21 protein-coding genes are annotated in these 22,777 nt (G+C 67.0%); 3 read left to right on the forward strand and 18 right to left on the reverse strand.

Features of this window, described 5'->3' with window-relative positions:
* Window position 1: 1 nt before the first annotated feature.
* From eccB to AC2VON_RS14110, 18 genes are all read right to left on the reverse strand, one after another.
* Window positions 2-1,525: a type VII secretion protein EccB gene (gene eccB, locus AC2VON_RS14025; RefSeq protein ID WP_036473459.1), complete on the reverse strand. Its 1,524-nt coding sequence runs from the start codon at window positions 1,523-1,525 to the stop codon at window positions 2-4.
* The gene (eccA, locus tag AC2VON_RS14030) at window positions 1,522-3,462 is read right to left on the reverse strand and encodes a type VII secretion AAA-ATPase EccA (RefSeq protein ID WP_081285072.1); all 1,941 of its coding nucleotides are present in this window, start codon (window positions 3,460-3,462) and stop codon (window positions 1,522-1,524) included. Before eccA ends, eccB begins: the two co-directional genes overlap by 4 nt.
* A complete protein-coding gene (locus AC2VON_RS14035; RefSeq protein ID WP_036473458.1) occupies window positions 3,459-3,767 on the reverse strand; it encodes a YbaB/EbfC family nucleoid-associated protein in 309 nt (102 codons plus the stop codon). The genes eccA and AC2VON_RS14035 overlap by 4 nt, the downstream gene beginning before the upstream one ends.
* Window positions 3,768-3,943: 176 nt before the next feature.
* Window positions 3,944-5,548 carry a PPE domain-containing protein gene (locus AC2VON_RS14040; protein ID WP_036473456.1) on the reverse strand — a complete coding sequence of 535 codons (1,605 nt, stop codon included), beginning with the start codon at window positions 5,546-5,548 and terminating at the stop codon, window positions 3,944-3,946.
* A 13-nt stretch (window positions 5,549-5,561) separates the two neighbouring features.
* Window positions 5,562-5,795 (reverse strand): hypothetical protein, encoded by a 234-nt coding sequence (locus tag AC2VON_RS14045; RefSeq protein WP_036473454.1) that lies wholly within the window; start codon window positions 5,793-5,795, stop codon window positions 5,562-5,564.
* Window positions 5,796-5,805: 10 nt separating this feature from the next.
* Entirely contained in the window at window positions 5,806-7,704 is a 1,899-nt protein-coding gene (locus tag AC2VON_RS14050; RefSeq protein WP_036473453.1) for a hypothetical protein, read from the reverse strand.
* A 21-nt stretch (window positions 7,705-7,725) separates the two neighbouring features.
* Window positions 7,726-8,604 carry a hypothetical protein gene (locus tag AC2VON_RS14055; protein WP_036473452.1) on the reverse strand — a complete coding sequence of 293 codons (879 nt, stop codon included), beginning with the start codon at window positions 8,602-8,604 and terminating at the stop codon, window positions 7,726-7,728.
* A complete protein-coding gene (locus AC2VON_RS14060; protein ID WP_036473449.1) occupies window positions 8,604-8,798 on the reverse strand; it encodes a hypothetical protein in 195 nt (64 codons plus the stop codon). The genes AC2VON_RS14055 and AC2VON_RS14060 overlap by 1 nt, the downstream gene beginning before the upstream one ends.
* Window positions 8,798-9,211 carry a hypothetical protein gene (locus AC2VON_RS14065; protein ID WP_036473446.1) on the reverse strand — a complete coding sequence of 138 codons (414 nt, stop codon included), beginning with the start codon at window positions 9,209-9,211 and terminating at the stop codon, window positions 8,798-8,800. Before AC2VON_RS14065 ends, AC2VON_RS14060 begins: the two co-directional genes overlap by 1 nt.
* A gap of 17 nt (window positions 9,212-9,228) precedes the next feature.
* Window positions 9,229-11,973, reverse strand: coding sequence for an FtsK/SpoIIIE domain-containing protein (locus AC2VON_RS14070; protein ID WP_036473444.1), 2,745 nt, complete (start codon window positions 11,971-11,973; stop codon window positions 9,229-9,231).
* A complete protein-coding gene (locus AC2VON_RS14075) occupies window positions 11,973-12,620 on the reverse strand; it encodes a hypothetical protein (RefSeq protein WP_133259259.1) in 648 nt (215 codons plus the stop codon). Before AC2VON_RS14075 ends, AC2VON_RS14070 begins: the two co-directional genes overlap by 1 nt.
* Window positions 12,621-12,648: 28 nt before the next feature.
* Window positions 12,649-13,785 (reverse strand): C40 family peptidase, encoded by a 1,137-nt coding sequence (locus AC2VON_RS14080; protein ID WP_051641675.1) that lies wholly within the window; start codon window positions 13,783-13,785, stop codon window positions 12,649-12,651.
* A gap of 16 nt (window positions 13,786-13,801) precedes the next feature.
* Complete coding sequence (locus AC2VON_RS14085; protein ID WP_225337322.1) at window positions 13,802-15,631, reverse strand: hypothetical protein; 1,830 nt, start codon at window positions 15,629-15,631, stop codon at window positions 13,802-13,804.
* Between the two features lie 15 nt (window positions 15,632-15,646).
* Entirely contained in the window at window positions 15,647-18,145 is a 2,499-nt protein-coding gene (locus AC2VON_RS14090; RefSeq protein ID WP_036473441.1) for an ATP-binding protein, read from the reverse strand.
* A gap of 36 nt (window positions 18,146-18,181) precedes the next feature.
* Window positions 18,182-18,682, reverse strand: a complete 501-nt coding sequence (locus tag AC2VON_RS14095) for a hypothetical protein (protein WP_036473440.1) — start codon at window positions 18,680-18,682, stop codon at window positions 18,182-18,184.
* Between the two features lie 15 nt (window positions 18,683-18,697).
* Window positions 18,698-19,015 carry a hypothetical protein gene (locus tag AC2VON_RS14100; RefSeq protein WP_036473439.1) on the reverse strand — a complete coding sequence of 106 codons (318 nt, stop codon included), beginning with the start codon at window positions 19,013-19,015 and terminating at the stop codon, window positions 18,698-18,700.
* A gap of 3 nt (window positions 19,016-19,018) precedes the next feature.
* On the reverse strand, window positions 19,019-20,041 hold the full coding sequence (locus tag AC2VON_RS14105) for a hypothetical protein (protein ID WP_036473437.1): 1,023 nt from the start codon (window positions 20,039-20,041) through the stop codon (window positions 19,019-19,021).
* Entirely contained in the window at window positions 20,035-20,235 is a 201-nt protein-coding gene (locus AC2VON_RS14110) for a hypothetical protein (RefSeq protein ID WP_051641674.1), read from the reverse strand. The genes AC2VON_RS14105 and AC2VON_RS14110 overlap by 7 nt, the downstream gene beginning before the upstream one ends.
* Window positions 20,236-20,805: 570 nt before the next feature.
* Between AC2VON_RS14110 and AC2VON_RS14115 the strand changes: the two genes are divergently transcribed.
* From AC2VON_RS14115 to AC2VON_RS14125, 3 genes are all read left to right on the forward strand, one after another.
* Complete coding sequence (locus AC2VON_RS14115; protein WP_036473435.1) at window positions 20,806-21,525, forward strand: hypothetical protein; 720 nt, start codon at window positions 20,806-20,808, stop codon at window positions 21,523-21,525.
* Window positions 21,522-22,592 (forward strand): cutinase family protein, encoded by a 1,071-nt coding sequence (locus AC2VON_RS14120; protein ID WP_486953510.1) that lies wholly within the window; start codon window positions 21,522-21,524, stop codon window positions 22,590-22,592. The genes AC2VON_RS14115 and AC2VON_RS14120 overlap by 4 nt, the downstream gene beginning before the upstream one ends.
* A 9-nt stretch (window positions 22,593-22,601) precedes the next feature.
* Window positions 22,602-22,777: recombinase family protein (locus AC2VON_RS14125; protein ID WP_486953512.1), on the forward strand; the 176-nt coding region annotated here is incomplete at its 3' end.

Below are 22,777 nucleotides of genomic sequence, written 5' to 3' on the forward strand. Positions count from 1 at the left end.
ATCAGTGCGCAACCAGCGCATCGGCTTTGGACAGGGTGGGGCCGGGGGCGAACAGGCTCAGCACCGACCAGGGAATCGGCAGTGGAGGCGAGCTCAAGCCCAGCACTTCTGCCGTGGATGTCGTTGACTGGCCGGCTGCTGGGTCCTCCAAGCCGTAGCGCACGCCGAGGTCAGAGACCCAAAACAGCGACTCTTTGGTCGTCGCCTGCGGTTGCTGCCCGGTGACTTGCACGTAGTAGCCGTTGCCCCGGGGCAACACGACGCGCGCGGCGGTGGTGGGCCCGGCGCCAGTGAGCCCGACGGACTTGGCGTCGGCGGCAATGGGCAGGCTCTGCCCGGACAGCAGCGTCAGGCTCGACGTGGGCGCGCCGCCCAGTTTCACCCATTGCCCACAGGTCACAGGGTCGGTGTTGGGATCCATGATCCGCAGCGCCGATGACGGGTAATCGTCGACCGAAATCGGCGTGGCTTTGGGCGCTTTGGCGACCTGGTCTGGCGTCAGGGCGGGCGGCTCGACAAGACCATAGGCGTCGTTGGCGCGCAGGATCGCCGCCACCACCGGGGAGATGGCCTGTAGCCCGTCTGCGGTCACGACGTAGTAGCGGATCTGGTTGTTGGTGTCATGGTCGATCACCACCGAGGCGACCGGCGGGGGCGTCTGTCCAGGGACCGGCCACACAAAGCGGGGCGGATCGCCGGCGTTGGCGACGAACGGCACCACCAGCGGCGCGGATTCGGGAATCAGATTCAGCAGTGAACGGTTGATGGTCCGCGGTGCGGGTGTGTCGGCGTTGATCCCCACTGCCGCGGTGACCGCGGCGTTGTGCAGGTCGATTTGACTGCGTTTGCCGCCCCAGATCAGCCAGGCGGTCTTGCCGCCGTCGCTGGTGGCCAGCACCGCCGAGGACGCCGGCAGCGCCGCCGCATGTCCTGGGCCGGCAACCGGATCGCCGAAGATAACCGTTGCGCCGCTTTCCGCGCCGCCGATGGCGTCACACACCATCCAGCGCGCGTCGCGGACACTCGACTGCACCATGCGCGAGGGCGCATTGGGGATGCCCAATGTGTTGCCCAGTGGGAACTTGTCGATCTCGCTGGATTTCACCACGGTCGGGGTGTCGGGATGGCCCGAAATCAGGCGGGCGCTGGCCAGGTTGAGCACCGGATGCAGTTCATCGTTGACCACCACATACAGCGCGTTGGTGGATCGGTCAGCCAGCACGTGCTTGGTGCCGGTGACGCCGGCGGGTTTGAGGATCGACAGCACCAACGCCCCGGCCACCAGCACGGCCGCGATCAGCGTGCCCACGCTTAGCGCGCGGCCCTGCCGGCGTAGCGGATCGGTGAGCATCCGCGTGTCACGCAGCGCGACGCCGTTGCTGATCCGGCGGATCAGGAACCGCCAGCCCGAAACCTGGTGGCGGGTAACGAATCCCCAGGGCCGCTTGCGCGCCGCGGTCGGGCCTAGCTCGACGCTGCGGGACTTAAACCCCCGCCGCGGACGTGGGGTGACCGGTGCGCTCATCGCGCGCCTCCGTCGGCTTGGGTACCGCCGCGGCGCCATAAGTCGGGTTCAGCCGAACCCACCGGCTCTGCGCGCTGCGGGGCCGCCGTCCCTGCGAGCGGTCCTTGATTGCGGTCGTGGCGCGATAACTTGATGTTCTGTTCCTTGTCGGCCCGCTCGAGTTCACGCGCCACTGCGGTGCTCACGTCTTCGGCGGTGATGGTCTGCAACTCCTCGGCGGTGGTGTCGTCGTGGTCGAGTTTGCCGGTGACGTCGAGGCGGTGGTCGCGCTGCTCCTCGGCGAACTGGATCAGGTTCTCGCTGAAGCGGGCGTTACCCAACACGTCCATCGCCGGACGGCGCCGCCCGCTGGTGTCCACGGCGGTGGCAGCGGCGAGCTCGGCGTAGGCCGCGCGCAGCGGCTCGGTATCGGAGATGATGCTGCCGCCTTTGGCGGCTTTGCGCACCGTGATCTCCACCAGCTCGTCGACGGTGTAGGACGGCAACCTGATGCTGCGTGTAAACCGGGACCGCAGCCCCTCATTGGAGTCGCGGAATTCCTGCATCTTGTCGGCATAGCCGGCCGCAATCACCATCAGCTTGCCGGCGTGATTTGTCATGGCGCGCAACAGTTCAGCGATCACCACCCGCCCGTAATCTCTCTCCGAATCTGATTCGGTGAGGGCATAGGCCTCATCGATGAACAGCACCCCGCCGCCGTCGTCGATGATGCGGTCGATGATCGCCTTGATCTTGGCTTCCGAGCCGCCGATAACCCGGTCCACCAAATCTGAGCGGCTGACTTCGACAAAGGTGTCCGACGGCAGCACATCGGCAGCACACAGCAGCTTGGCGATCACCCGGGCGATCGTCGTCTTACCGGTGCCCGGTGGGCCTTCAAGTATCAGGTGCAGCGATTTGTTGCGCACCGGCAGCCCGAGAGCTTCGCGTCGCTTGTCTCCGCGCACGCTCGATTCCAGCCGCGCGATTTGGTCTTTGACGTCGACCATGCCGACGAAGTCGGCGAGCTCGGCGGCGGCTTCGGCCTTGAGCTCTTCGCGGCGAGCCGCTCCGAGCTGGCGCGCGAAGTCACGTTCGCCGGGCTCGGTGTCGGGATCCCAGTAGTCGTTGCGGGCATCGATGCGCGCCGCGGTGGTGGGGTGGATACCGAAGCCCGGATCGCTCAGCGCGGTCGCGATCGTCGAGCGCACATGGTCGGAGACCCCCACCACGGCGTAGGCCTCGTTGAGCAGCGCGGTAGCCGCCTCGGCGCGGCCCAGCGCTCGAGCGCACAAACCCGCACCGAGCAGCGCCTCAGCGCTGGCCGCCGCGATCGGCCCCTGCCCCTGGCTGCTCAATTGGTCAAATCCCTGCTCCCACAAGCCCAAATAGGCGCCGGACAAACCGAGGGCCACCTGGACTGCTTGGTGCAGGAACGGATCGTTGCGTACCTGTGCGGCCAGCGGCGCCAGGACCCGGCGCACGTCATGCCAGCGTTTTGCCCGGAAATAGACCACCGCCAACACCCAGCCGGCAGGGCCGGGGACGGCCGAAAGCACCCGGTCGGTAAGCAGTTCGCCGGCGCCGGCGTAGTCACCAGCGGCGGCGCGCGCGGCCGCGCACGCCATGATGACGCCGTCGGCGCCGCGCGCGTGCAGCTGGATGTACATGCCGGTATCGAAGGCGAAATCGATTGCGTCCGCGGCCACGTCACCGGCCGTGATCAACTCACCGCAGGTGTCCAGGGCGCGGTAGGCGTTTTCCAGGACGGCGCGGCTGACGTCTCCGCTGGCCGCCAGGCCCAGCCATCCGTCGCACTGATCGGGGTACTGCGCGGTCAGGCGCTCGAATCCGCTGCGCGCGGCGCGCTTGTCGGGTACCTGCCGGCGTCCGTACACCTCGGCGCCTAGGGCTGCGCAGCTGCTCAGGAAGAGGTCCAGCGCGTCGCTGCTTGTCATCGCTGCTCCACGACCGCGGCGACTTGGGCGCTGACGTGTTGTGACACCTGGGAATATCCTTCCTCTGACATGGCCAGCAGCAGTTCACTGAGCTTGTCGCCGGGGTAGCGGTCAAACAGGTCCGCGGCGAACGACGCCTCGACGATCATGCCGTCGCCGTCGAAGACGAGCGTGTTGTCGCCGTCGGGGCAGCTCACCGTGACCCGTAGTTGTTCGAGGTTTCGGCGCGCCGATCGGATTCGTTCGAGGAATTGCTGGCCGCGCGCCATTTCGGCGACCACAGCGGGGTGCAGGGGGATATCCATCAGAAGATGTCGCCTAACACTGGTGGGCTGATGGGATCGCACAGCGGGTGCGCCACCGCAGCTGACCCCAAGGGGGTCGCACTGTGGTGTGCGGCGGCTGGCCGCACCGGCTGATCGGTCATGCCATTAGCGTGGCACAAAAGTGCGACAGCGGGGGGTGCAAGGGTAAGCCACCGCTAGGCGTCGTCGCCGGTCGCGGTTGCTTTCTTGCGGGCAGCGATGCGCGCCTTGACGGCGTTGTGCGCTTCGGGTTTGACCACGGGCTCAGCTTTGGCGGCAGCCCCGACGACTCCGGGCCTTCCTTCGGGTTCGACTTCGGGTATTGGCTGCTCGTAGCTGTGCACCTTCTTGGAGTCGGTGCCTTCAGCGTGGCGCCCCATCGGCATCATGCCCATGCCGCCGGATCCGCTGGCGCTCGCGGCGGCGGGGGCCGCCGGCTTGCTCGGCGCGGCAGGAGGCGAGGAGGCCGGGGTTCCGGTCAGCCCGGCCGAGTGGACCCCGCCCAGAACGGCAGGTTTGATCGGGCTGCCACCGCCTCCACCCTTGTGGGCTCCACCTCCTGCCGGATGCGCGTGAGTTAGCGCGGCGGGCTTGATCGGTGGTTTGGTGGCCTTGGCCAGATTGCCAGCCTGCTGGCTGAGCTGCTGGCCGAGTTGGCCCAGCGACTGTAGAGGATTGGCTTGGCCCAGTGACTGCATCAGCGGACCGAGTGCCCCCATGAGGGAGCCGAGCATGTCCTGGAAACCCGATCCTTCCCCGGACGTCGCTTTGGACGTCTGCGGGGTGCCATCACCTGATGTCGGCGCGTGGGGATCGTCTTGTTGATCGGTTTGGCCCGGTTTGTCAGCGGTGTTGGGCGTGGGTGAGCCGGGAGCGTTTGGGGTGGTGGGGGCCAATCCGGGACCGGGGGGAAGTGTGCTCGGCGGTGTGCTGGCCGCGGTTCCGGTGGTGGTATAGCCGGTCAACGTGACTCTGGCGGTGTGCTGCATCCCGGTCAACTGGGCTTGGTAGGCCTGCGCTCGAGGCGCCCCGAACGGGTCCGCGCGTGCCTCGGCCAAGTTCGTTTTCGTGGTGCGCCACACCGTGGGGTGGCCGACTGCGGTCGTGGCGGTGGTGTGGGCGCCGGCGGCGGTGCTGTAGCCGTTGGCCAGTGCGCTGGCGTGGGTGGCGACCTGCTGAGTCCAGCCGATGGCCCGGTCCAGCCGTGTCACCAGCGGTGCGCTCAGCGCGGCGTGACCGGAGGCGAGCAGCTGGGTTCGGGCCCCGGTGAGTGCGGTATGCGCGGTCACTGCTTGGGCGGCCACGCCTTCCCACTGCGCGGCTTTGGCCAAAGCCGGCGCGGGCCCGGCGCCGGAGTGCAGCGCCAGGGCGAGCTTCTCACCGTCGCGGCCGCTGATGTCCGGCACGGGTGAGTTGGCCGGGGGCCCGGTAGGTGCAGCGCCCGCCGCGCCCGGTCCGCTGTGGGCGGCAGCCGGCGTGGCCACTGGTGCGTGGCCGCCGGCGCCGCCGTAGGCCGCCGCGGCCGCAGCGTCGTGGGTGTCGAATCCGCCGGCCGCGTTGTGGATACCGGCCGCGGCGCTAAATGCTTGCTGGGCACCGGCTTTGAGGTGCGCGACCAGCCAGCGTTGCCAGGCGTTGAGGTTGTCCATCAGGGCCTTGGACACTTCATCGTCCCCGCAGGGCGGCGCGTCGGCGTCTAACTGCTGGTGTAAGACCTCACCGGCGGCGTGAACCAGTTCGCCGGCGCGGCGCAGTCCACTGGTGTCGATATCCAAGCCCATGACGACCCTGCCGCTACTCGGACAACAGTGGGTCGTAGCGGTGGGCGAACGCCGCCTGCGCGCAGGCCAGGAACAACTCGGTGAATCCCTCGACACCCAGCGGACGCAGCGTCTTGACGGCAGCGTCGACATCGACGATCGCGCCGGTGGTGCACACCGACACCGACAAGGCAGCCGGGTCGGTCTCGGCAGTGGTGATGACCTCGTCGTCGTCGTCCTTGAATTGCGTCACAGTGATGGAATGCATGGCGGCCCCTTTATCCTGCCTGTCGCGTGAGATCGAAGACCACCGGATCCCGATCGGGTCCGGCGACGGTCGCGAGGAACTGTCCGCGCAATGCGCGGAACGCGTCCTTGTCGTGGCCCTCGAGAGCCGCCGCCAGCGCGACCTGCCACAGGTCCTGTCGAACGCTGTCATACCACAAGCCTTTGCGCGCGACTTCGACCGCGGCCCCGAACCGCTTGGCGTCGTGGTGCCGGCGCGCCAGGGCCACCGCAGCTGCGGGAACTCGGTCACGTAACTCTTCGCGCAAGTCTTTGGTCCAGGCCCATTCTTTCGGCGGGATTCTGCTCAGCGGCGGCCCGGTGACCAGATCCATCGCTGCGATCAGGTTCGGGGTGGGGGTGGTCTCGACGAGGATTTCCACCAGCCGCTCGAATTCCATCCAGTCTGAGCGCACCGCGTTGTCGAGGTGATAGCCACCATCGCTCATGGGCGGCAACGCTTTTGGCCCACCGGGGCGCACGACTCCCAGCCGTGCGCGCAGCAAGGAGAGCTGCTGGGTCACCGTTTTTTCTGAGGCCGCCCCGCCGTAGACACAGGCGATGATGTCATCGGCCCTGGCCCAGGGGCGGTGCTGAAGGAACACGGTGAGTTCGTTGAGCCGCTTTTCCCGGGGCCCGGGCTCTTGGGTGCTGTGCGGTGGTTGCAGTACTACCTGGCCAAGGATGCGGTTCCACATCGGCGCGATCACCGGCGCTGGCCCATCGGTCTGTTGCCGGCTTTCGGTCGCCGCGGCAACAGGCAGTGCAGCTGCCGGCAGGTCGGCTTGTGCAGCGTGCGGGGCCGGGCCCGGAGCGTGGTGCTCGTCTGCGGGTGCCGCAACGGGGGCGCGTTGGGCGGCTTGGCTGTCATCGGGGTGGTCGGCGACCAGGAACGTCGGCGCCGCGGGCGTCGAGGTTGCGTTCCCGGGGGCGAAGAAGTCGATCGGGCCCTGCTCGCCAGGCGCGGGTTCAGGCCGGGGCGCGCTGTCGGCAAGGCCTGCAGTCCCAGTGGTCGGGCTGTCCTCGTCGAGGCCGGTCGTATCGAGGGCCGAGTCATCCCAGTGCACTGCGCCGGCGGCGGCGCCGCGTTCGGCCGGCACCGCTTCAGGGGTGGCGACCGGATGCTCAGGCTGGTCGGTCAGCAGTTCGGCGCAGCGCTCGACGACCTCGGCGCTGGGAACGATCAGTGTGGCCGTCATCGGCCGCGACGAGGAGCCGCGACTGATCTGCCCGAGCCGATCGGGACCACAGTTGATCACCCAGGTGCTCGACATCGCCGCGTCTTGACCGAGGTCAATCAGGATCGGGCTGGTCGCCGCGGCCACGATCTGGGCGCGTTCGGCATAGGTCAGCCCGGGACCACACACCAGCACGTCGACGCCGGGAACAGACCCCGGCGCCACTGGTTGCACCCGGGTGGTCCATGGCCCCGTCCACACGTCGTCGGTGATCCCAATGCTGATGGCGGGATGGGTAGCCACCAGTTCCAGCACCCAGCGGCGGATCAATGCGGCAGCGGTGTCGGGATCTCCTTCGACGCGCAGCCGGGGAAATGCGGCCAGGTTCAACCCCACCAGTCCACCGTCATCGGTGGTCCCGAACACCACCAGGTAAACCGGATGGTTGGGGTCCGGTGGGTACCCGGGGTCGACGGCTTCCCAACCGATGCGGGCTTCGCGGCCGGCGGGCTGCCACGGCTGGGGCAGGGGAGCTTTGAGCCCTTCGACGAAGGTCACCGTCAGTTCGTCGCGGCGGGCGGTGATCACCCCGGCGGGCCCCGGTGCCGGTGAGAGCCCCGACAGCGATTCCAGGCGCCGCGCAACGTCGCGCGCTCGGCTTTGCCCGTACCACCATGAGGTGACCGGGACGCTACTGACGGCGGTGGACACCATGACCTGCGCGCTGTGCCCGGACTACTTGCTGCCCGTAGCGCTGGTGGCCGGGTCCGCGGGAACAGCGCCGCCATCACCGCCGGAAAACGCATCCAGGTCCACACCCGAGGTGTTCGTCGCGCTCGCGCCTGGCTTGGTGCCGCCGCCGGTCGCCGGAACAGCCCCCGCACCGCCGCCACCGCCTTGTCCGCCGGGGTTGTCTGCGGTGGTGAAGGGGTTGGTGGCCGCGTTGGGGTTGCTGCCCGCCGGGGTCGCGTTGGTGGCGCCGGTGGGGGAGCTGGAGAACGGGTCTGAGGTGGCTCCCACGGTGGTGGCCGCCGGCGCGCTCGGCGAGGCCAGCGGGTCGGCGAAGGGGTTGGCGGCCGGGCTGGTCGCACCGGCCTGCTGCGCACCGTAGGGGTCGCCGAACGGGTTGGCGCCAGCACCGCCCATTCCTTGCCCGAACGGGCTCATGCCCTGACCCAACGGGTTCATGCCTTGCAGCCCTGAGCTCCCTGAGCCGAGCAATTGGCTCAAGATGTCCATCAGGCCGCTACCGCCTTTGGAGTCGTCTTTACCGTCGTCGTCTCCATGGTGGTGGTGACCGCCGTTGGCGGCGTCCTCGCCGTTGGCCTGCTGGGTGGCCGCCGATTCTTCAACTGTGCCAGCGCTTTTGGACTGGTATTTCTCGATGATCGCCAGGATCTGACGTTGGCCTTCGGGTGATTGCGGATTGGGGACTGCGGCGATCTCGGCGGCCTCGGCTGCGGAGTTACCCGCGATGGCGTTGCCGCCGTTGATGTTGACATCAGCACTGCCGTCCGCGGCACCACCGGCACCGGTGGCGTTTCCGTTGAACCCGTCCAGCGGTACGTGATCATGACCGGTTGACTGGGCGAAAGGGCCGCCGTGACCGCCCATTAGCCGAGCACCGCCGTGGAGAAGTTCGAATCCAAGACCTGTTGACGGATTTCGCGGGCCTGCTCGGCGCATTGCCGGCTCAGTTCGCCGACCTCACGCAGCCCGTCACCACGCACCGGGTTATGGCCGAACAGGTCGTAGTAGCGGCGGTGCTGCTCCTGAGACTCTTGGACCAGCGCGTCGATCGCACTCATCAGTACTCCCCTCGGTTGGCGGCGCCCACCGAGGCCAACGCCGGCTCGGCTGATACACCGTTGGTGTGTGAATCAGAAGATGGCTCGGGCCGCCCCGCGGGGGCATCCGGCTTGGACCCCGGCGAGCTCTGCGAGGTGGGGCCGGCCGGGGTTCTGGGCGGCGGTGTGGGCAACTTGGCGGTTTTCTTGTAGCCCATTTGGTCGAGTTGATCGTTGGTGACCGCACCACCTTTGACCGCCGCGGCGCGCGCCTCTTCGTAGCGCTCCCGTGCCGCCGCCGCGTCGTGGAGCTGGGCCACGTAGGCGTCCCAGGTTTCTCCGACATCACCGACGAGGGCGGTGTTGTCTTTGAGTAGGTTGGCATACGCGGCCTCCGCGGCAGCCCTGCCGTTTTTCCTTTTCCTGGGCGCCATACCCACCTCCGTTGTCGCTAGTGCATATGCAGTTTGCGAGCCTGCATCACCTCGTAGGGATCGACCTCGATGTCGGCGGCGTCGTGACCGTCATCGAGGTCCCGATAGGGGATCACCAGCCGGTCAAGACCGTCAGCATCTTCGGTGAGGTAAGGCTCGGCGTGAACGTACTTCCAGTCTGCGACACCGTCAACGGAAAGGTCCACCAGATCACCGTGGGTGATCTCGTTGGCCGCGACCGGGATCGCGGCAGCGTATTCGTCTTCGATGGTCGGTAAATAGTCGTCGTCGAAGCCGTCAACGGGCGCCCCGAATGACGCGGCCGCCGGCGCTGTGGCGCCCTGCCCATCGTGGCCGTGTGGTATCCCCGCGAGGTCGGCATGCTCGTCGTCCATGGTGGCCTGGCGGACCGCGCTCAACGGTCGCACGTACTGCTCGCTCAGGGGGTCCAGGTCGGGACGTTCGGAGGCGAGCACGATCGGTGATTGGCGGATGTCGGCGAACGACAGCGACTGGTCTTCGTCCTCGGGGTCGTAGCCGCGCAGCGCACTGTCGACCACCCGGCGCGGCCAGAAGCTGTCGACGTTGCGCAGCTCGGTGAGGATGGCGCGTTCGTGGTCTGTCAACGCCGCCCACTGCTCCTCGGTGGCCGGGATTTTCGGCGTGTAGAACGCTTGCATCTCCCGGAACCGGCCGTCGGGCAGCTGCACGGTGCCGCGGCCCTTGATGCCCGGTTGGATGCGGGTGCCCGCGACCGCGTCGTTGAACATCATGATTGCCGCGTCCTTGGATCGCAGGCGGCCCATCGCCACCCGCAACGCGGTGTTGTCGCGCGCCTCACCAGAGATGAACATCGTGTCGGGACGCTGGATGCCGATCGCCATATGGATGGCCACTGCTCGCGCGGTCCGCAGCAGGATCCCGACGTCTTTGGTGGTGGGCGGCGCTCCTTTTTCCTTGCTGGTCTTGTACGTCGCGTAGAACTCGGCCAACGCCACCACCAGGTTGGAGAACTCGTCGGTGATCACGATGATGGGGTCGAAGTCGTCGGCGCGGTTGGGATTGATCTTGACCTGCGAGAGCCGATCGCGCATGGTGTCGGCGATGAACCGCAGCGCGGCGGTGTGCCCGACCAAGCCGTCTTCGTCGGTACCGGCGGTCACCAGCGACACGTTCGGCCAATCCCGCATCCCTGGGGAGTCGAAGCCCTTCGGGTCGATTTCGACCACGTTGAAACCCCGCCGGGCGCACTGCGTGGCCACTGTCATCAGCGCCGACGTCTTGCCCGAGGAGGTCTGGCCGGCGATGAGCATGTGCGGGGACTGTTTGAAGTCCCAGCTGATGGTGTTGCCGTAGGCGTCGACGCCGAACGGGATGACCGTGTGCTTGTACAGGGAACGGATGGTCGCCCGGGTGACCGTGGGGAATTGCAGCGGCGGGTCGACCAGGACGGGAAGGCCGGGGCTGCGCACGAACCGCACCCGCCGCGAGGCCATGCTCCATTCGGCTTCCCAGGATCCTCCGAGCGCATCAGAGACCATGCCTTCGATGACTCCGCGGCGATAGGCCGAGCTGACCTTCAGGTTGTAGGCGAAGCCGACGGTGAATTCGCGGATCCGCGAGGCGATGGCGTCGTTGCCGGTGGCGGCCGCTCGTTGCGCCAGCTCCTCATCGACATCGGCGGGCGGGCTGCTGGCGGCCTGCCCGTCAGCCTCGTCGGTCACCGGGGCTGGGGTGTCCACGGTCACCGAGGCGATGTGGGCTGCCGCATCAAACCAGGAGGCGACCAGCGGAGCGAGCACCGTTTCGGCGTCGTCGACGGCGTCGTGCTCATCGACGGTCACGGTGTGGGTGGCGGTCAGTGTGCGGGTCAACGCCTCATGTTCAAGGGTGTAGGTGTGGCCGGTGACCTCGCGCAGCACCGCGCCGACTTCGGCGATGAGGTCGTCGCCGACTGCTCGGGGATGCTGGCTGTAGAGCAGCTTGACCACCTTGGGGAATGCTTTTTGCCGGCGCGGGTAGGCGCAGCGTATGACCTTGACGCGGCCAGCTCGCAGGTCATCGGTCCATCCCAGCGTGAACGACGCCAGGTAGGTGACCTTGTTGATCTGGCGGGTGATGGTGCCGCGCAGGTACGCCCACCAGGCGAATTGGGTGAACCCGTAGCCGGCCGCGACCAATAGCGCAACGACCACCAGCCGACCAGGCAGGGTGCTCGCCGCGGGCCCGGCCCAGCGCAACAGGGCCCCGGCCAGGGCCAGGGTCACACCAGCGCCTCCCACAATCAGCGGCACCGTGGGGTACTGCTCACCGGTCCAGGCCTGTCCGGCACGCAGCTGGCCCAGATGGCCGGTGCGGGCGCGGTGGTTGGACCACGCCAGCATGGCCCACCACAGTGCGGCCGCCGCCGCGGCGATCGCCGGGGCGGCGATGAACAAGATCCAAAACCAGCCCACGCCCACGCCGGCGACGACGTAGATCGGGTTGGCTGAGGGGGGCAGCAGGTAGTCGCGCACCGGTGAGGGCGAATAGAGCAGGTGCTGGGCCGCTGGCCAGATCTTGGTGTAGGTCAGTAGCGCGACCACAGCCAGCGCGGACAGGATGATCCACCGCCACCCTTGGGCGGCCTGCTTCTGCTCGGCCGCGGATTCGCCGGCGATGTGGGGGCGTTTGAGCTCGGCGTTGTTGATCGCGTAGGGCCGCGGCGGCGGCGCCGTCCTGGTGTCAGCCTTGGCGCCGGGAGCTGTCTTGTTCGCTGCCATCACCGCACCCCCGGGCCCGGGGAGGAGGAGGCCGGCGCCGGCGTGGTGTCGGAGTTGACCGGCACCACGTTGGCGACCTTCCAGCCGTCTGCTGCCAGCGCCAGACGGATTTCGATCTGGGACCCGTCGTTGTAGGTGGCGCGAAACGCCACGGCGCCGGGCAGCTCGTCGAGCGGCCCGTCCAGCGAGCTCACCGCGGCCTGGGGGACGTTGCGGATATCGGTGAGCCGGTATTGCTCGATCAGCTGCTGCGACACATCGGGGCTGATGCGGGCCAACCAGTCGTCGTGATTGTCGTTCGGGGAGGCGAAATTGGTGGCGAACCGCGCGGCGAGGGCCCGAGCGGCGTCGATCGAGGCCAGCTGCGGCGCCACGGTGGGTGCCGGCAGCTGGTCCACCGCAGGGTTGTCGCCGTAGTCAGCAGGCGGGGCCGCCGGCGCCGGCGCGGGGGTGGCGCTGGCGGCTGGCCGCTGCTGGTGGCGCTCGCTGGCGGCGGTCTCACCGTGGTGGGTGCTGTACTGCCAGCACAATCCCGCCACGGCGACGATGCCGGCGATCACTCCCAGGCGCAGACGCAGCGGGACCCGCCGCATCCACCACCGCAGGCGCCACCATCGGGCTCGCAGTGATCGCTGCTGTGTGCTCATGTTCATGTCAGCCTGCCTCTTTTCTCGGTCATAGGACGCGTTTGATGACGACGAAGCGGGAGGGAAACGGTGAGAGCTTCACCGGGATCCCGAAGTCTTGGGCTTCCACGATCGTGGTGGGGTTGACCACCATGGCCACGTGTCCGGGCCCGCGGGAGTCGGGGTTCAAAAACACCAGATCGCCTGGCTGCACGGCGGTACGTGGGACGATGCTGCCGTAGTGGACCATGTCGTAGGTCAAGTGGGGCAACACAATTCGGTGTCCTGAGGCTTGGTAGATGGCGTAGAGCACCAGACCTGAGCAGTCGAATCCGCCCCCGGTGGGGCCGTTGGTGTTTCCGCCGCCCCACACATAGGGCAGCCCGATCTGGGCTTCTGCGGCTCGCGCGGCGGCCACCCCGGCCGCGGTGCCGGGCCCCAGGTTGCTCGGCGCGCCGGCGTGCGGATCGCGTACCACACCGCAGATGTCGCGGCCGCTGTCGTCTTTGGTGGACTCCGGCGGGGTGGGATGACCAGAGCTGGCCATCACTTCGTGTAAGTGCTGGCGGTAGAACGCGGTTGCCTGTGTCACGAATGCGGCGTAGGCGTCGGGAAAGGCCGATCCTTGGACTGCTTGGGCGGCCACCGTGGGGGCCATGTTCTGCCAGCCGCCGACTTTGAGCAGCTTGGCGAAGAACTTTTGAGCCGCAACGCCGGGGGTCATCAGGTCACGCAGGCTGCCCCACCATGGTTGTTGCTGCATGATTCCGACCGACTTGTGGTCGTGTCCCACGCCCTCATGGGGAATGCCCATCGATTCGGGCACATTGGAGTTGGCCAGGTTCCGCAGCCCGGATTCCTCCATGCCCACCGCCAAGCCGATGATGATGCCCTTCTCGGGCACCTTCATCTGCAGGCCGGCGGCGATGACAGCTTTGCCGTTGTTGATCGGGCCCGGCCCAAACGACACCCCGGTGTCGGGGCTGATTCCCTGGGACTGCAGCTGGTGCTGGCACTGCGGGGTCAGCCCCGCCGTGGCCGGCGGCGCCCCGCCACCGAGGAACACCACGAAGATCACCAGCAGCGCGGTCAACGCGAACGGCGCCAGCAACGCCAGCGCGGCGTAGAGCTTGCGGCGATGCGCCCATACCGTGCGGGCGATCGCCACCCATTCCATCGGTTCCATCAGTGCCCGGCCCTAGTCAGGCAGCCTCAGACAACGCGTGGCGGCCCTCGCGGCCGCCCCCGCCCCCGCCGCGGCTGGCGCGGTAGATCCGGACCGCTTCGGCCAGCCGGTCGTGAACTCGGCTGGCATCGCTGACCACGACCGCCGGTTCGGCTGGCTGCGGCGCACGCTGGTGGCCGCCGGCATCCGAGGAGGTGTCGGCGTCGCCGCCGGCGCGGCCTGCCCCCGATGCGCCTGCGCCACCTGCTGCGGGGTCGCTGATGGATGCCGGCCCGGATCCAGGTCCGTCGCCGCCGTCTGGACCGGCGCCGCCACCGCCCCCGCCGGCGCTGCTGGAGGAGTCCGATTCTGGTTGGATGCGGCCCGGCTCGCGTTTGTTGCTCGAGGCGCCGCGCCCGCCGGGCGCCAGGTTGCCCTTCAGTGCAGCCAGGTCAGCGGACTTGGAAAGCCAGCCTCGGCCGGACCCGCCGCTGTTTCCGCCGCCGAGTTTGGCGGCCATGGTGTCGCGGCTGCGGTCGAACATGCGGCGCAGCGGCCCGAAGAACGCGAACCCGAACGCCAGGACCAGCGTGGTCAGAAAGATCGACTGGATGGCGTTGGTCGACTCCTTGAAGACTTGGTCGAGGATCACGTTGTAACCGCCGAACGCCGCGGTGTAGATGACCATCGCCGCGAACGCCATCGCGCAGTCCAGCAGGGTTTTCCACGCGAACATCTGCGGCCCGCCCGGTATCACGCCGATGGCGAACGCCGGCGGGGCCAGCGCGGCATACAGCATGGCTTGTACCGCCGCGCGCACCACATGCCACACGAAGTAGCAGGCGAAGGCGACAAGGATGCTGGCCAGGAAACCGCAGATGGACAGCGGCACCAGGAAGGCGGCGGGGTTACCCATAGACTTGTCGTGCATTTGGTCGCCCTTTTTGGAGTCGCACCCCTGAATGTCGTCTTTGAGTTTGTCGCCGTGCTGGTCTTTGATTCCTTTCGACCATGCTTCTTTGCATTTACGCGAAATCGAGTCGCTGACTTGCCCGAAATTGATCATCTGGGTGGGCGAACGCAAAAACCTATCGGCCAGACGTGACACCATGTCGTCGATGTTGGCCTTGCCGCCGTTGTCGCTCATGTGTCCGTCCGACACCGACGACGCGATCTGCAGACCGGTGTCACGCCCTTTGGCCAGCAGCCCATCGGGGCCGACGAGTTCGGCCAGCGGGTTAGCGAAAATCGTTGCGGCAATACCGATCATCACCATCGCCATGGCGATGTTGGACACCGCTTTGGCGGTGCGGCCGGCCAGCACCGTGCAGACCGCGATGATCGCCAAGACCGCCAGGGCGGTCGCGGCCAACCCGAACCGGTCCATCGCGGTATCCACGCCGTGACCGATGGTCTGAAACGGGCCGGTGAATAATTTCAACCACGAAAAGTCGAGCACGAATTTGATCAGCCACAGCGCGGTCGTCGTGACGCACAGATACACCTCGTAGACGACAGAATCGACGTAGGAAAAGATCTTCGCCGTGGGATCGTCCCAGCCGCCCTGATTGAGGGTCAAGGTGTATTTGGCGACCGGCACATTGTCGGAGTCTTTGATTCCCATCCAGGAAATCAGCACGTCCCCGGCCCCGGTGTCGGCGCCGGTACCTGGATCCGCGCTCGCCTGGGCCGCGCCGACCACGAGCAGCAGAAATCCAATCAGCACCGCCGTGGTCACCGCACGGTGACGTGCACACCACCGCAGCACGGCCGCGGGAGTCCAGGCCCGAATCCCTTGATCCCAACGCGCCAGCCGATCGGCGTCGACGAGCACCCGGCCGCCGCTGTTGGGCCGATGGTCCCTCACATGAACCTCCGTGGGCTAGGCGACTTGGCTGTGGTCGGGGGGAGTGGTGCTCATCGCTTCGCGCCGCAGCGGCGAGGAGGGGCCGAGCACCTTGATGCGGCCGATCGCGCCGCGGGCGTCGCGCATGTAGCCCTCGCCCTCGCGGCCGCGCACCACCTTGCCGTCGGCGCCTTTGGGTGAGGTGTTGGTCGTCAAGTCACGCACGATGTGCGGGTTCTTGTCGGGGTCGATCCCCAGCCATTTCAGTGACCGCCTGGCCAGCGTCTCGTCACGGTGGCGCATGACGATCCGCATCGGTATCAGGTCCAATGCGGTGCCCGCGGGATAGTCGTTGACCGGGTCGTGGCTTCCCAGGATCAACGAAATGTTGTCTTTACGGCCGTCGCGCGCCAGCCGCGCCGTACGGGCCAAACCGGTGGAGGTGGAGGTCACGTGGTAGGCCTCATCGAGGGCCACCGCGGCCGGTCGCGCTTTGTTGAGCTGGAATGCTTGGCGACCCAACTCCATCGACAGCCCATAGATCGCCCGACCGAACACCTTGCTCGGACTCAGCGCCTCGCGGCCCGCCACTTCCTCACCGGTGGGCACCTCGACCCTGTTGGTGCGGATCACGATGCCTTCGGTGTTGAGATCCAGCGACGGCAGATTCGGGTCGAACAGCGCCGCGGCATAGCGGCGGCCTGACCAGTAGGCCAGGTGGCGGTGCAGCTCATCCCATCCCGAAGGCAGCGGCTTGCCGTCGGCCAACTTGCCCATGTCAGCCCCGCGCTGCAGCACGGCAAGCAGGTCCGGGATCGAGCGCACCCCCCATTCCGGGCGCAGCACCTCACCCAGTGTCATTCCCATCGGGGAGTTCGCTTCGCACTCGAACAGCGGCGTGAGCAGTTCGACGGCGGAGTCGACCCCAATATCGGCCTGGAAGGTGCGCAGCGGATCCATCGACCACTGCGGCCGCATCAGGTCGATGATCGCGTGACTACCCAGGGTGGCCGCCGGGCGCGCGTACTCCCCGGAATCGGTGCGGTCGATCGCCAAGAACTGACCGCCGATGTCGACCAAATGGAACAGCATGTACATGATCAGCCAGGTCTTGCCCGCACCCAATTCACCGGCGATCGCGATCGCCGAGGACGCGTCTTTGAGCGGCTCACGCCACCACTCCAGGTGCACCGGCTGATTGCGCCGACCCGACAAATTCAGCGCGATGATCGGCCCCTGCGCATCACCGACGGCATTGGTCGCGAACGGCACGCTGGCGGCCTGGTACTCACTGATGGTGACGTGGGAGAAGTCGGCAACCACACGCAGGCCGGCACCGCCGGGATTCATCGCCGACCACAGCTCGCGTTGCCCGCCCAGCGGGGCGACCACTTTGATGCGGTTACGTTCGAAGGCCTGCACCAGTTTGAGCGCCCCGTCCTCACACTGGGCCCGCGAGGCGCCGGCGATGGCGAAGATCGGGCACATCGACACCTCGATCTCGTCGTCGTTGGTTTCCAACAGCGCGTTGTATTCGCCGAGATCGAGCGCCTGCTGCGACAGCATGTCTTGGGCGAAGGACACCTCGGAGTCGCGCTCACCGACTTGCTCATTGAGCCGCCGCAGGTTCTTGGTGTTGCGCGCGATCGCCTGCTCGCGGCTGGTCTTGCTGATCCGCGCTGCCCAGTCGACGTCGAATCCATCGACGCGGTCGGCGATGGTGAAAAACTCCGACCCCGGAAACTGCAACCCCTCGAGGGGAAGCGATTCGATCGCCAGCAGCGTCTGCCATGAGGTGGCCGCGCCGATCCGGCCGGGCTGGCTGATCTTCACCAGCGGCGCAAAGCTGTCCGGCCGCCACCGCTTGCGGTCGCCACGCCGTTCACCTTCGTCGAATTCCGCTGCGGCGAACGCTCCGGCGGGGGAGGACACGTTCGACGAAATCGAGGGCGGAAACACCTCGCGGCGCGTCCCGCGTGACAACGCATGGTTCCACAGCCACACCATCTGCGCTGCCGTCAATGGCTCGAACGCAAACACCGACGGAAGACGCGCGACGATCGCGGCCGCTAGCGCTGCCGCCCTTGCCATCTCGACGCGGTCACGCTCCGCCGAGCGGCGCGCCACGCCGCCCCAGCCGGTGAGATCGGATACGACGTCGGCGTCGGTGACCGGAAATGACAGCACGAAAATCCGCTCGGCGGCGTGCACCGTGGACGAAAAGTACTCGTGCTTGCCCTCGCATTCCTCGCGCCACATCGGACGGGCGCTGAGGTCTGTTCCGGCGATCGCGCGCGCAAGGATTTCGTCCGGATTCATCGCCGCGATGACGCCTGCGATGACCGCGTTGTTCGGCAGCGCTCGGATCAGGTTTTTGTGGTGGATCAAGGTGTCGTATTTGCGTTCGTCGCTGGTGTATCCATACGCCAGTCCGGTGAGCCGGTAGTCGGCCCAGATTGCGCCATCGCGCATGCGGCGCAGGTTGCCCATCACCGACATCGTGGGTTGCAGGTTCTGGTCGAGCTGGTGAGCCATCAGAGCGTCCTTCTTCGAGGGTGTTTGAGGCGGTGATCAGGTGAACAGTTCTGCTGCAGTGCTGTGCGGCCGGTCGAACAGGTCGTCCCACCCGGAATCAGTGACTGTTGCGGTCGGCGCATGTGGGCGCGATTCGGCGCGGTGCGATACCGGCGCCGCGTCGATTGCGTCGAGAATGGTGATGGTTGGCCGCACCGTCGACACGGCCTCGACGCGGCGCTGTTCGTTGACGCTGCTGCTTCGGGGACTGGTGTAGAGGAGGAAGATTCGGTGCAGCCGAGTGCTGAATTTGACGGGGGAGTACGGCATGCGCCGCATCACCCCGACCGCGGCGACTGTGACGCTCACTCCCACCGCGCCGGTCAGTAAGGGATCGCCGAACCGGGGCAGCGCGAACAGGGTGATCAACAACCCACCGACGAGCGCGATCAGCTCGGGGATCGGGAAGGGTCCGCCGGGGAGCTTCCATCGCCCGTCGAACTTGGCGATGACGATGCGGACCCGCGAGGCTCGGGTGTACCACTTGGCGACAAACATCGGCGCTGTCCCGGCTCAGCGGGTTCCGCTGTTGGTCAGGCTGTGGACGGTGTCTTTGGACACCACACCCAGCGAGGGCAGTGCCCCGATAATGCCGATGAGAATGACACCGACAGCGACGGTTTTCAGCGCGGCGGTCTTGTTCTTGACGACGAAGTATTCGAACACCGCCAAGACCGCCGTGCCGCCCATCGCCAAGAACACCGCGAAGCTGATGCCCTGGTTTTTGATGTTGGCGCCGATATCCCAAATCGGGGCTGCCACGGTTCGGACATGGGTGGCTGCTGCTGAGGCGGATCCGTCCGCGATGAACGAGGCGACGGTGGTGATCATTTGTTAGCTCCCTTCGGGGCTGTTGGTGGCGTAGCCGCGCGGTGATTTGGTGGACGTTGTGGCGGTGGTCGTTGGGGTCAATGACGGTCCAGACGGCCCTGCTTGGTTGGGCGGGATGATGCTGGGCGCATCGTTGATCCGGTCGACTTGCCAGTGGCCTGCTGCCACCGACATCACGAGGGGGAAATCCATCGGCATCAGCACGCCGCTGGCGGTTTGCATCACGGCCCGCACCGTGACCTCAATGCCGTCGGCTGCGGGAGGAACGTCCTGGGCGGTGGCAGCCTCGGAATTGGTTTGCACGCGCTCGATGGCCATCGTGGTGAAGCGCGGTGGTTGTTCGGCCGTGATTTTGGCCGCCGCAGAGATGTAGGGCGTCAGGTCTCCCTGCCCGGTGAGCATCGCGGCGAGGAACCCGGCGACGGTCTTGTACACCGGCCGGTCTTCGGAGACCAATGTTTGTGTGGCCAGCTGCACCGGCAGCCCCGGTTGGCGATCCGGTCGTGCGTGCGGAAGCGTGAACGCGCGGTACAAGTTGTGGGTGTCTGCTGAGATATCGACTTGGAGCTTGACCGGCACCATGGACGCGGCGTTGGCGGCCTTCGGGATCTCGGCGTCAACGACGACCGAATAGGTCTGAAAACCGTCGTTGAAAACACCCGGAAGACATGACGCGGCGCGCAGCGCCCGCCCGCCGGCCGGCAGCGCAGACGGGGGGATATCGCCGTCGTAGAACTGCTTGATCGCCGCCGTGTTCGACGGGTCTTTCAGATAGGCATCCACGTAGCGGGTTGCGTAGGACTTCACCGCCGTGAATTGGTCTTGTTCGGCCGCTGTATCGGTTGCATGCGGCCGATTCATGACGAGCAGCACAACCCCGGCTAGAAGCGGGATGTAACTGATCATGATGAACGCCAGAAACGACGCGCTCGCTCGGGCGCGAAGCTCATCGGCGCGGATGGTGTCCCCGCCACTGACGCGCAGAAAGAGCGAGTCCAGCGCACCGGCGATGGAGCGCGTCAACATACGGACCCCACCGCCTGGGTTTCCAGCACGTCAAGCAGCTGCAGGGCCGTGCTGCGGTTGTTGATGATGTGCGCGACCAGGGCCACGGACTTGGCCTCGTTGAGGGGGTCGGACCGCAGCTGGTCCATGAGCTCGCGCAGCTGGTCGCAGTAGGAGCGGACCGCAGCGTGGGTGCGGCGAATCGGCTGCGCCATCGGTAAGGCCTCCAAGAGGGGTAGATGCTCGGACGCCCTCTAATGCGGGCCAAAACACCGATTTGGCGACAACCGCATACATAACGAATTGGTAACGCATACGCGCGTATGACATCGCGATGTTCGCTCGATGCTTGACAGGGGGATTACGCTCGGCTCGGCTGTAGCCGCGAGGCGGAAGCCACGGACGAGCGCCTCCCCCTCCTGCATTAGCTCGTCAACGTATGCGCCAAGCGCATCACCGCATATGCGGTGACGACAGCCCGGACGAATCCCCGCCGCACCCCGGCCGAAGGCCCCCACGCATCGCTATGCCCAGGTGCCGCCCCGCGAACCGATGCGCCGGCCTCCGGGTACGCCGCGCTCAGCAACCTCCGACAGCGGCGCCCACCCATTTCCCGTCAACCAAGCTGACAACCACATAACCCAAGGTCACCACTCCAGGATGTGACGCACGTCACCTCCATGAGGACGGGTTGTCAACCGCTCTAAACACCGCTTCGCAAACCCCCGCAACAACGTCCCCGGATTCCATAAGCGCGTCACCTCCCCGCGACGCCAAGGAATCCAATGACCATCTGGGACCAACTCGCCGACCAGGCCCACCGCCTGCTCACCCAGCCCCGCCGCGGCGACCTCACGCCCGCAGTAACCCTCATCCAATCCCTGCACCCGCGCGCCCCGCACACCCCCAACGCCATCTGCGCGCACCTGCCCACCGCATCAACCGTGCTGCCCACCCTCGCGCGCTACGCCCGCAACGGCGACCGCCACGCCCTGCTCATGGCAGCCGTCCTGATGCGCCACGCCCTGCGCCGCATCGCCGAACTCGCCGACCCCGACGGCTACCTGTCCACCGACCGCGACGCCCGCGACAACGACACCCTGACCATCTTTTTCACCCTCATCCGCACCGCCGCAGAACCACAGATCTTGACGTCGCGCTACCTCTACAACGCCACCCTGCGCAAAGTCATGGCCGCCCGGCCACGCGCCGGCACCCCCACCGCGGCGGTGCGCGTCGACCCCCACTCCGCGATCCTCGACCGCAGCGACACCGGCACCGACGAAGACCACACCGCGCACCTGCTCTCCCAGGCCCGCGACCACCGCATCATCACCGCCCTGGAATACGAGACCCTCAAAGCGCTCTACCTCAACACCGACATCTACAGCCCCAGAAGCGCAGCACGCAGCCTCGGCGCCAACGTCGGCGCCATCGAACGCCGCGCCCAACGCGCCATCCGCAAAATCAGCAGCCACTTCGAGAGCGCGGCAGCAGCAGCATGACCATCCGCCACCGCTGCACTCCACTGGCGGTGTCGCTACCCCTCACCGCCACCCTGCTGCTGTCCACCGCTGCGCCTGCCCATGCCGCACCGGCCACCTGCCCAGCCATCGAAGCGATCGCGATCCCGGGCACCACGCAAACCACCCCGCAGGCCGACCCCACCAAACCCGTCGGCATCCTCGGCAACATCCTCGAACCGATCAAACGGATCGTTCACCTCACCGTCGACACCTTCTACACGCCCTACCCGGCAACCATCTTCGGCGGCACCGACGGCGGCGGCTACCTGGCCTCCAAACAAGCCGGCATCGACAGCGCCGACGCCCACATGAGAACGGTCGCCTACCGCTGCCCACATACCAACTTCCTGCTGACCGGCTACAGCCAAGGCGCCGACGCCGCCGGCGACATCGCAGCCGCAATCGGCCACAACAGAGGCGCCATCCCCGCCAACCGGCTCCTCGGCGTCGCCCTCGTCGCCGACCCCTCACAGTCCCCGGTAGGCCAGCCCACCATCGGGCTCAACCAGCCCGGCGTCGGCTTCGCCGGCGTACGCGCCGGCGGCTTCGGCGCGCTCACTCAACGCAACGGCATCCTGTCGATCTGCGCACCGCTGGACTACTTCTGCAACCTGCCCCAAGCCGACCTCGTCATGCGCTTCATCGGCCACCTCGGATCTCACCTCGACGCCTCGGATCCAGCCGGCTCCGCCCAAAAGCTCGCCACCATGTTCATGGCCGGCCTCATCGCCCCCGCCACCGCCGCCGTCAACCAAATCCTGCAGCTCGTCAAAGACCCCAACCTCATCCCCGACCTCGTCCACCGCGGCGTCGCTTTCGGCGTCGCACTGGCCCAACAGCTGTTCTGGCTCGCCGGACCACAGGTCGCGGCCACCGCATCCGAGCTGTTCAACGCCGCCGGCCAAATCATCAACCTCATCCAGGCACGCGCGTGGACCGCACTGCCCGTGCTCATCACGGCCATCGCAACCAAAGCCGCCAACGTCGCCAACGCGCTGTCGAAAATGCAGGAGCAGACCAACGCCATCAAGGTCATAAGTTGTTAAACTACCCTCATGTCTACGAGGAAATCTGCTGGTCAGCGTGGTGGGGTGTGCTCGGCGGCGATTTATGCCCGGATTTCCTCTGATGCCGAGGGGACGGGGTTGGGGGTGGCGCGGCAGTTGGAGGACTGCCGCAAGCTCGCTACTGATCGGGGGTGGCCAGTCGGGGCCGAGTATGTCGACAACGA

The sequence above is a fragment of the Mycobacterium sp. TH-M82 genome, assembly GCF_057473605.1.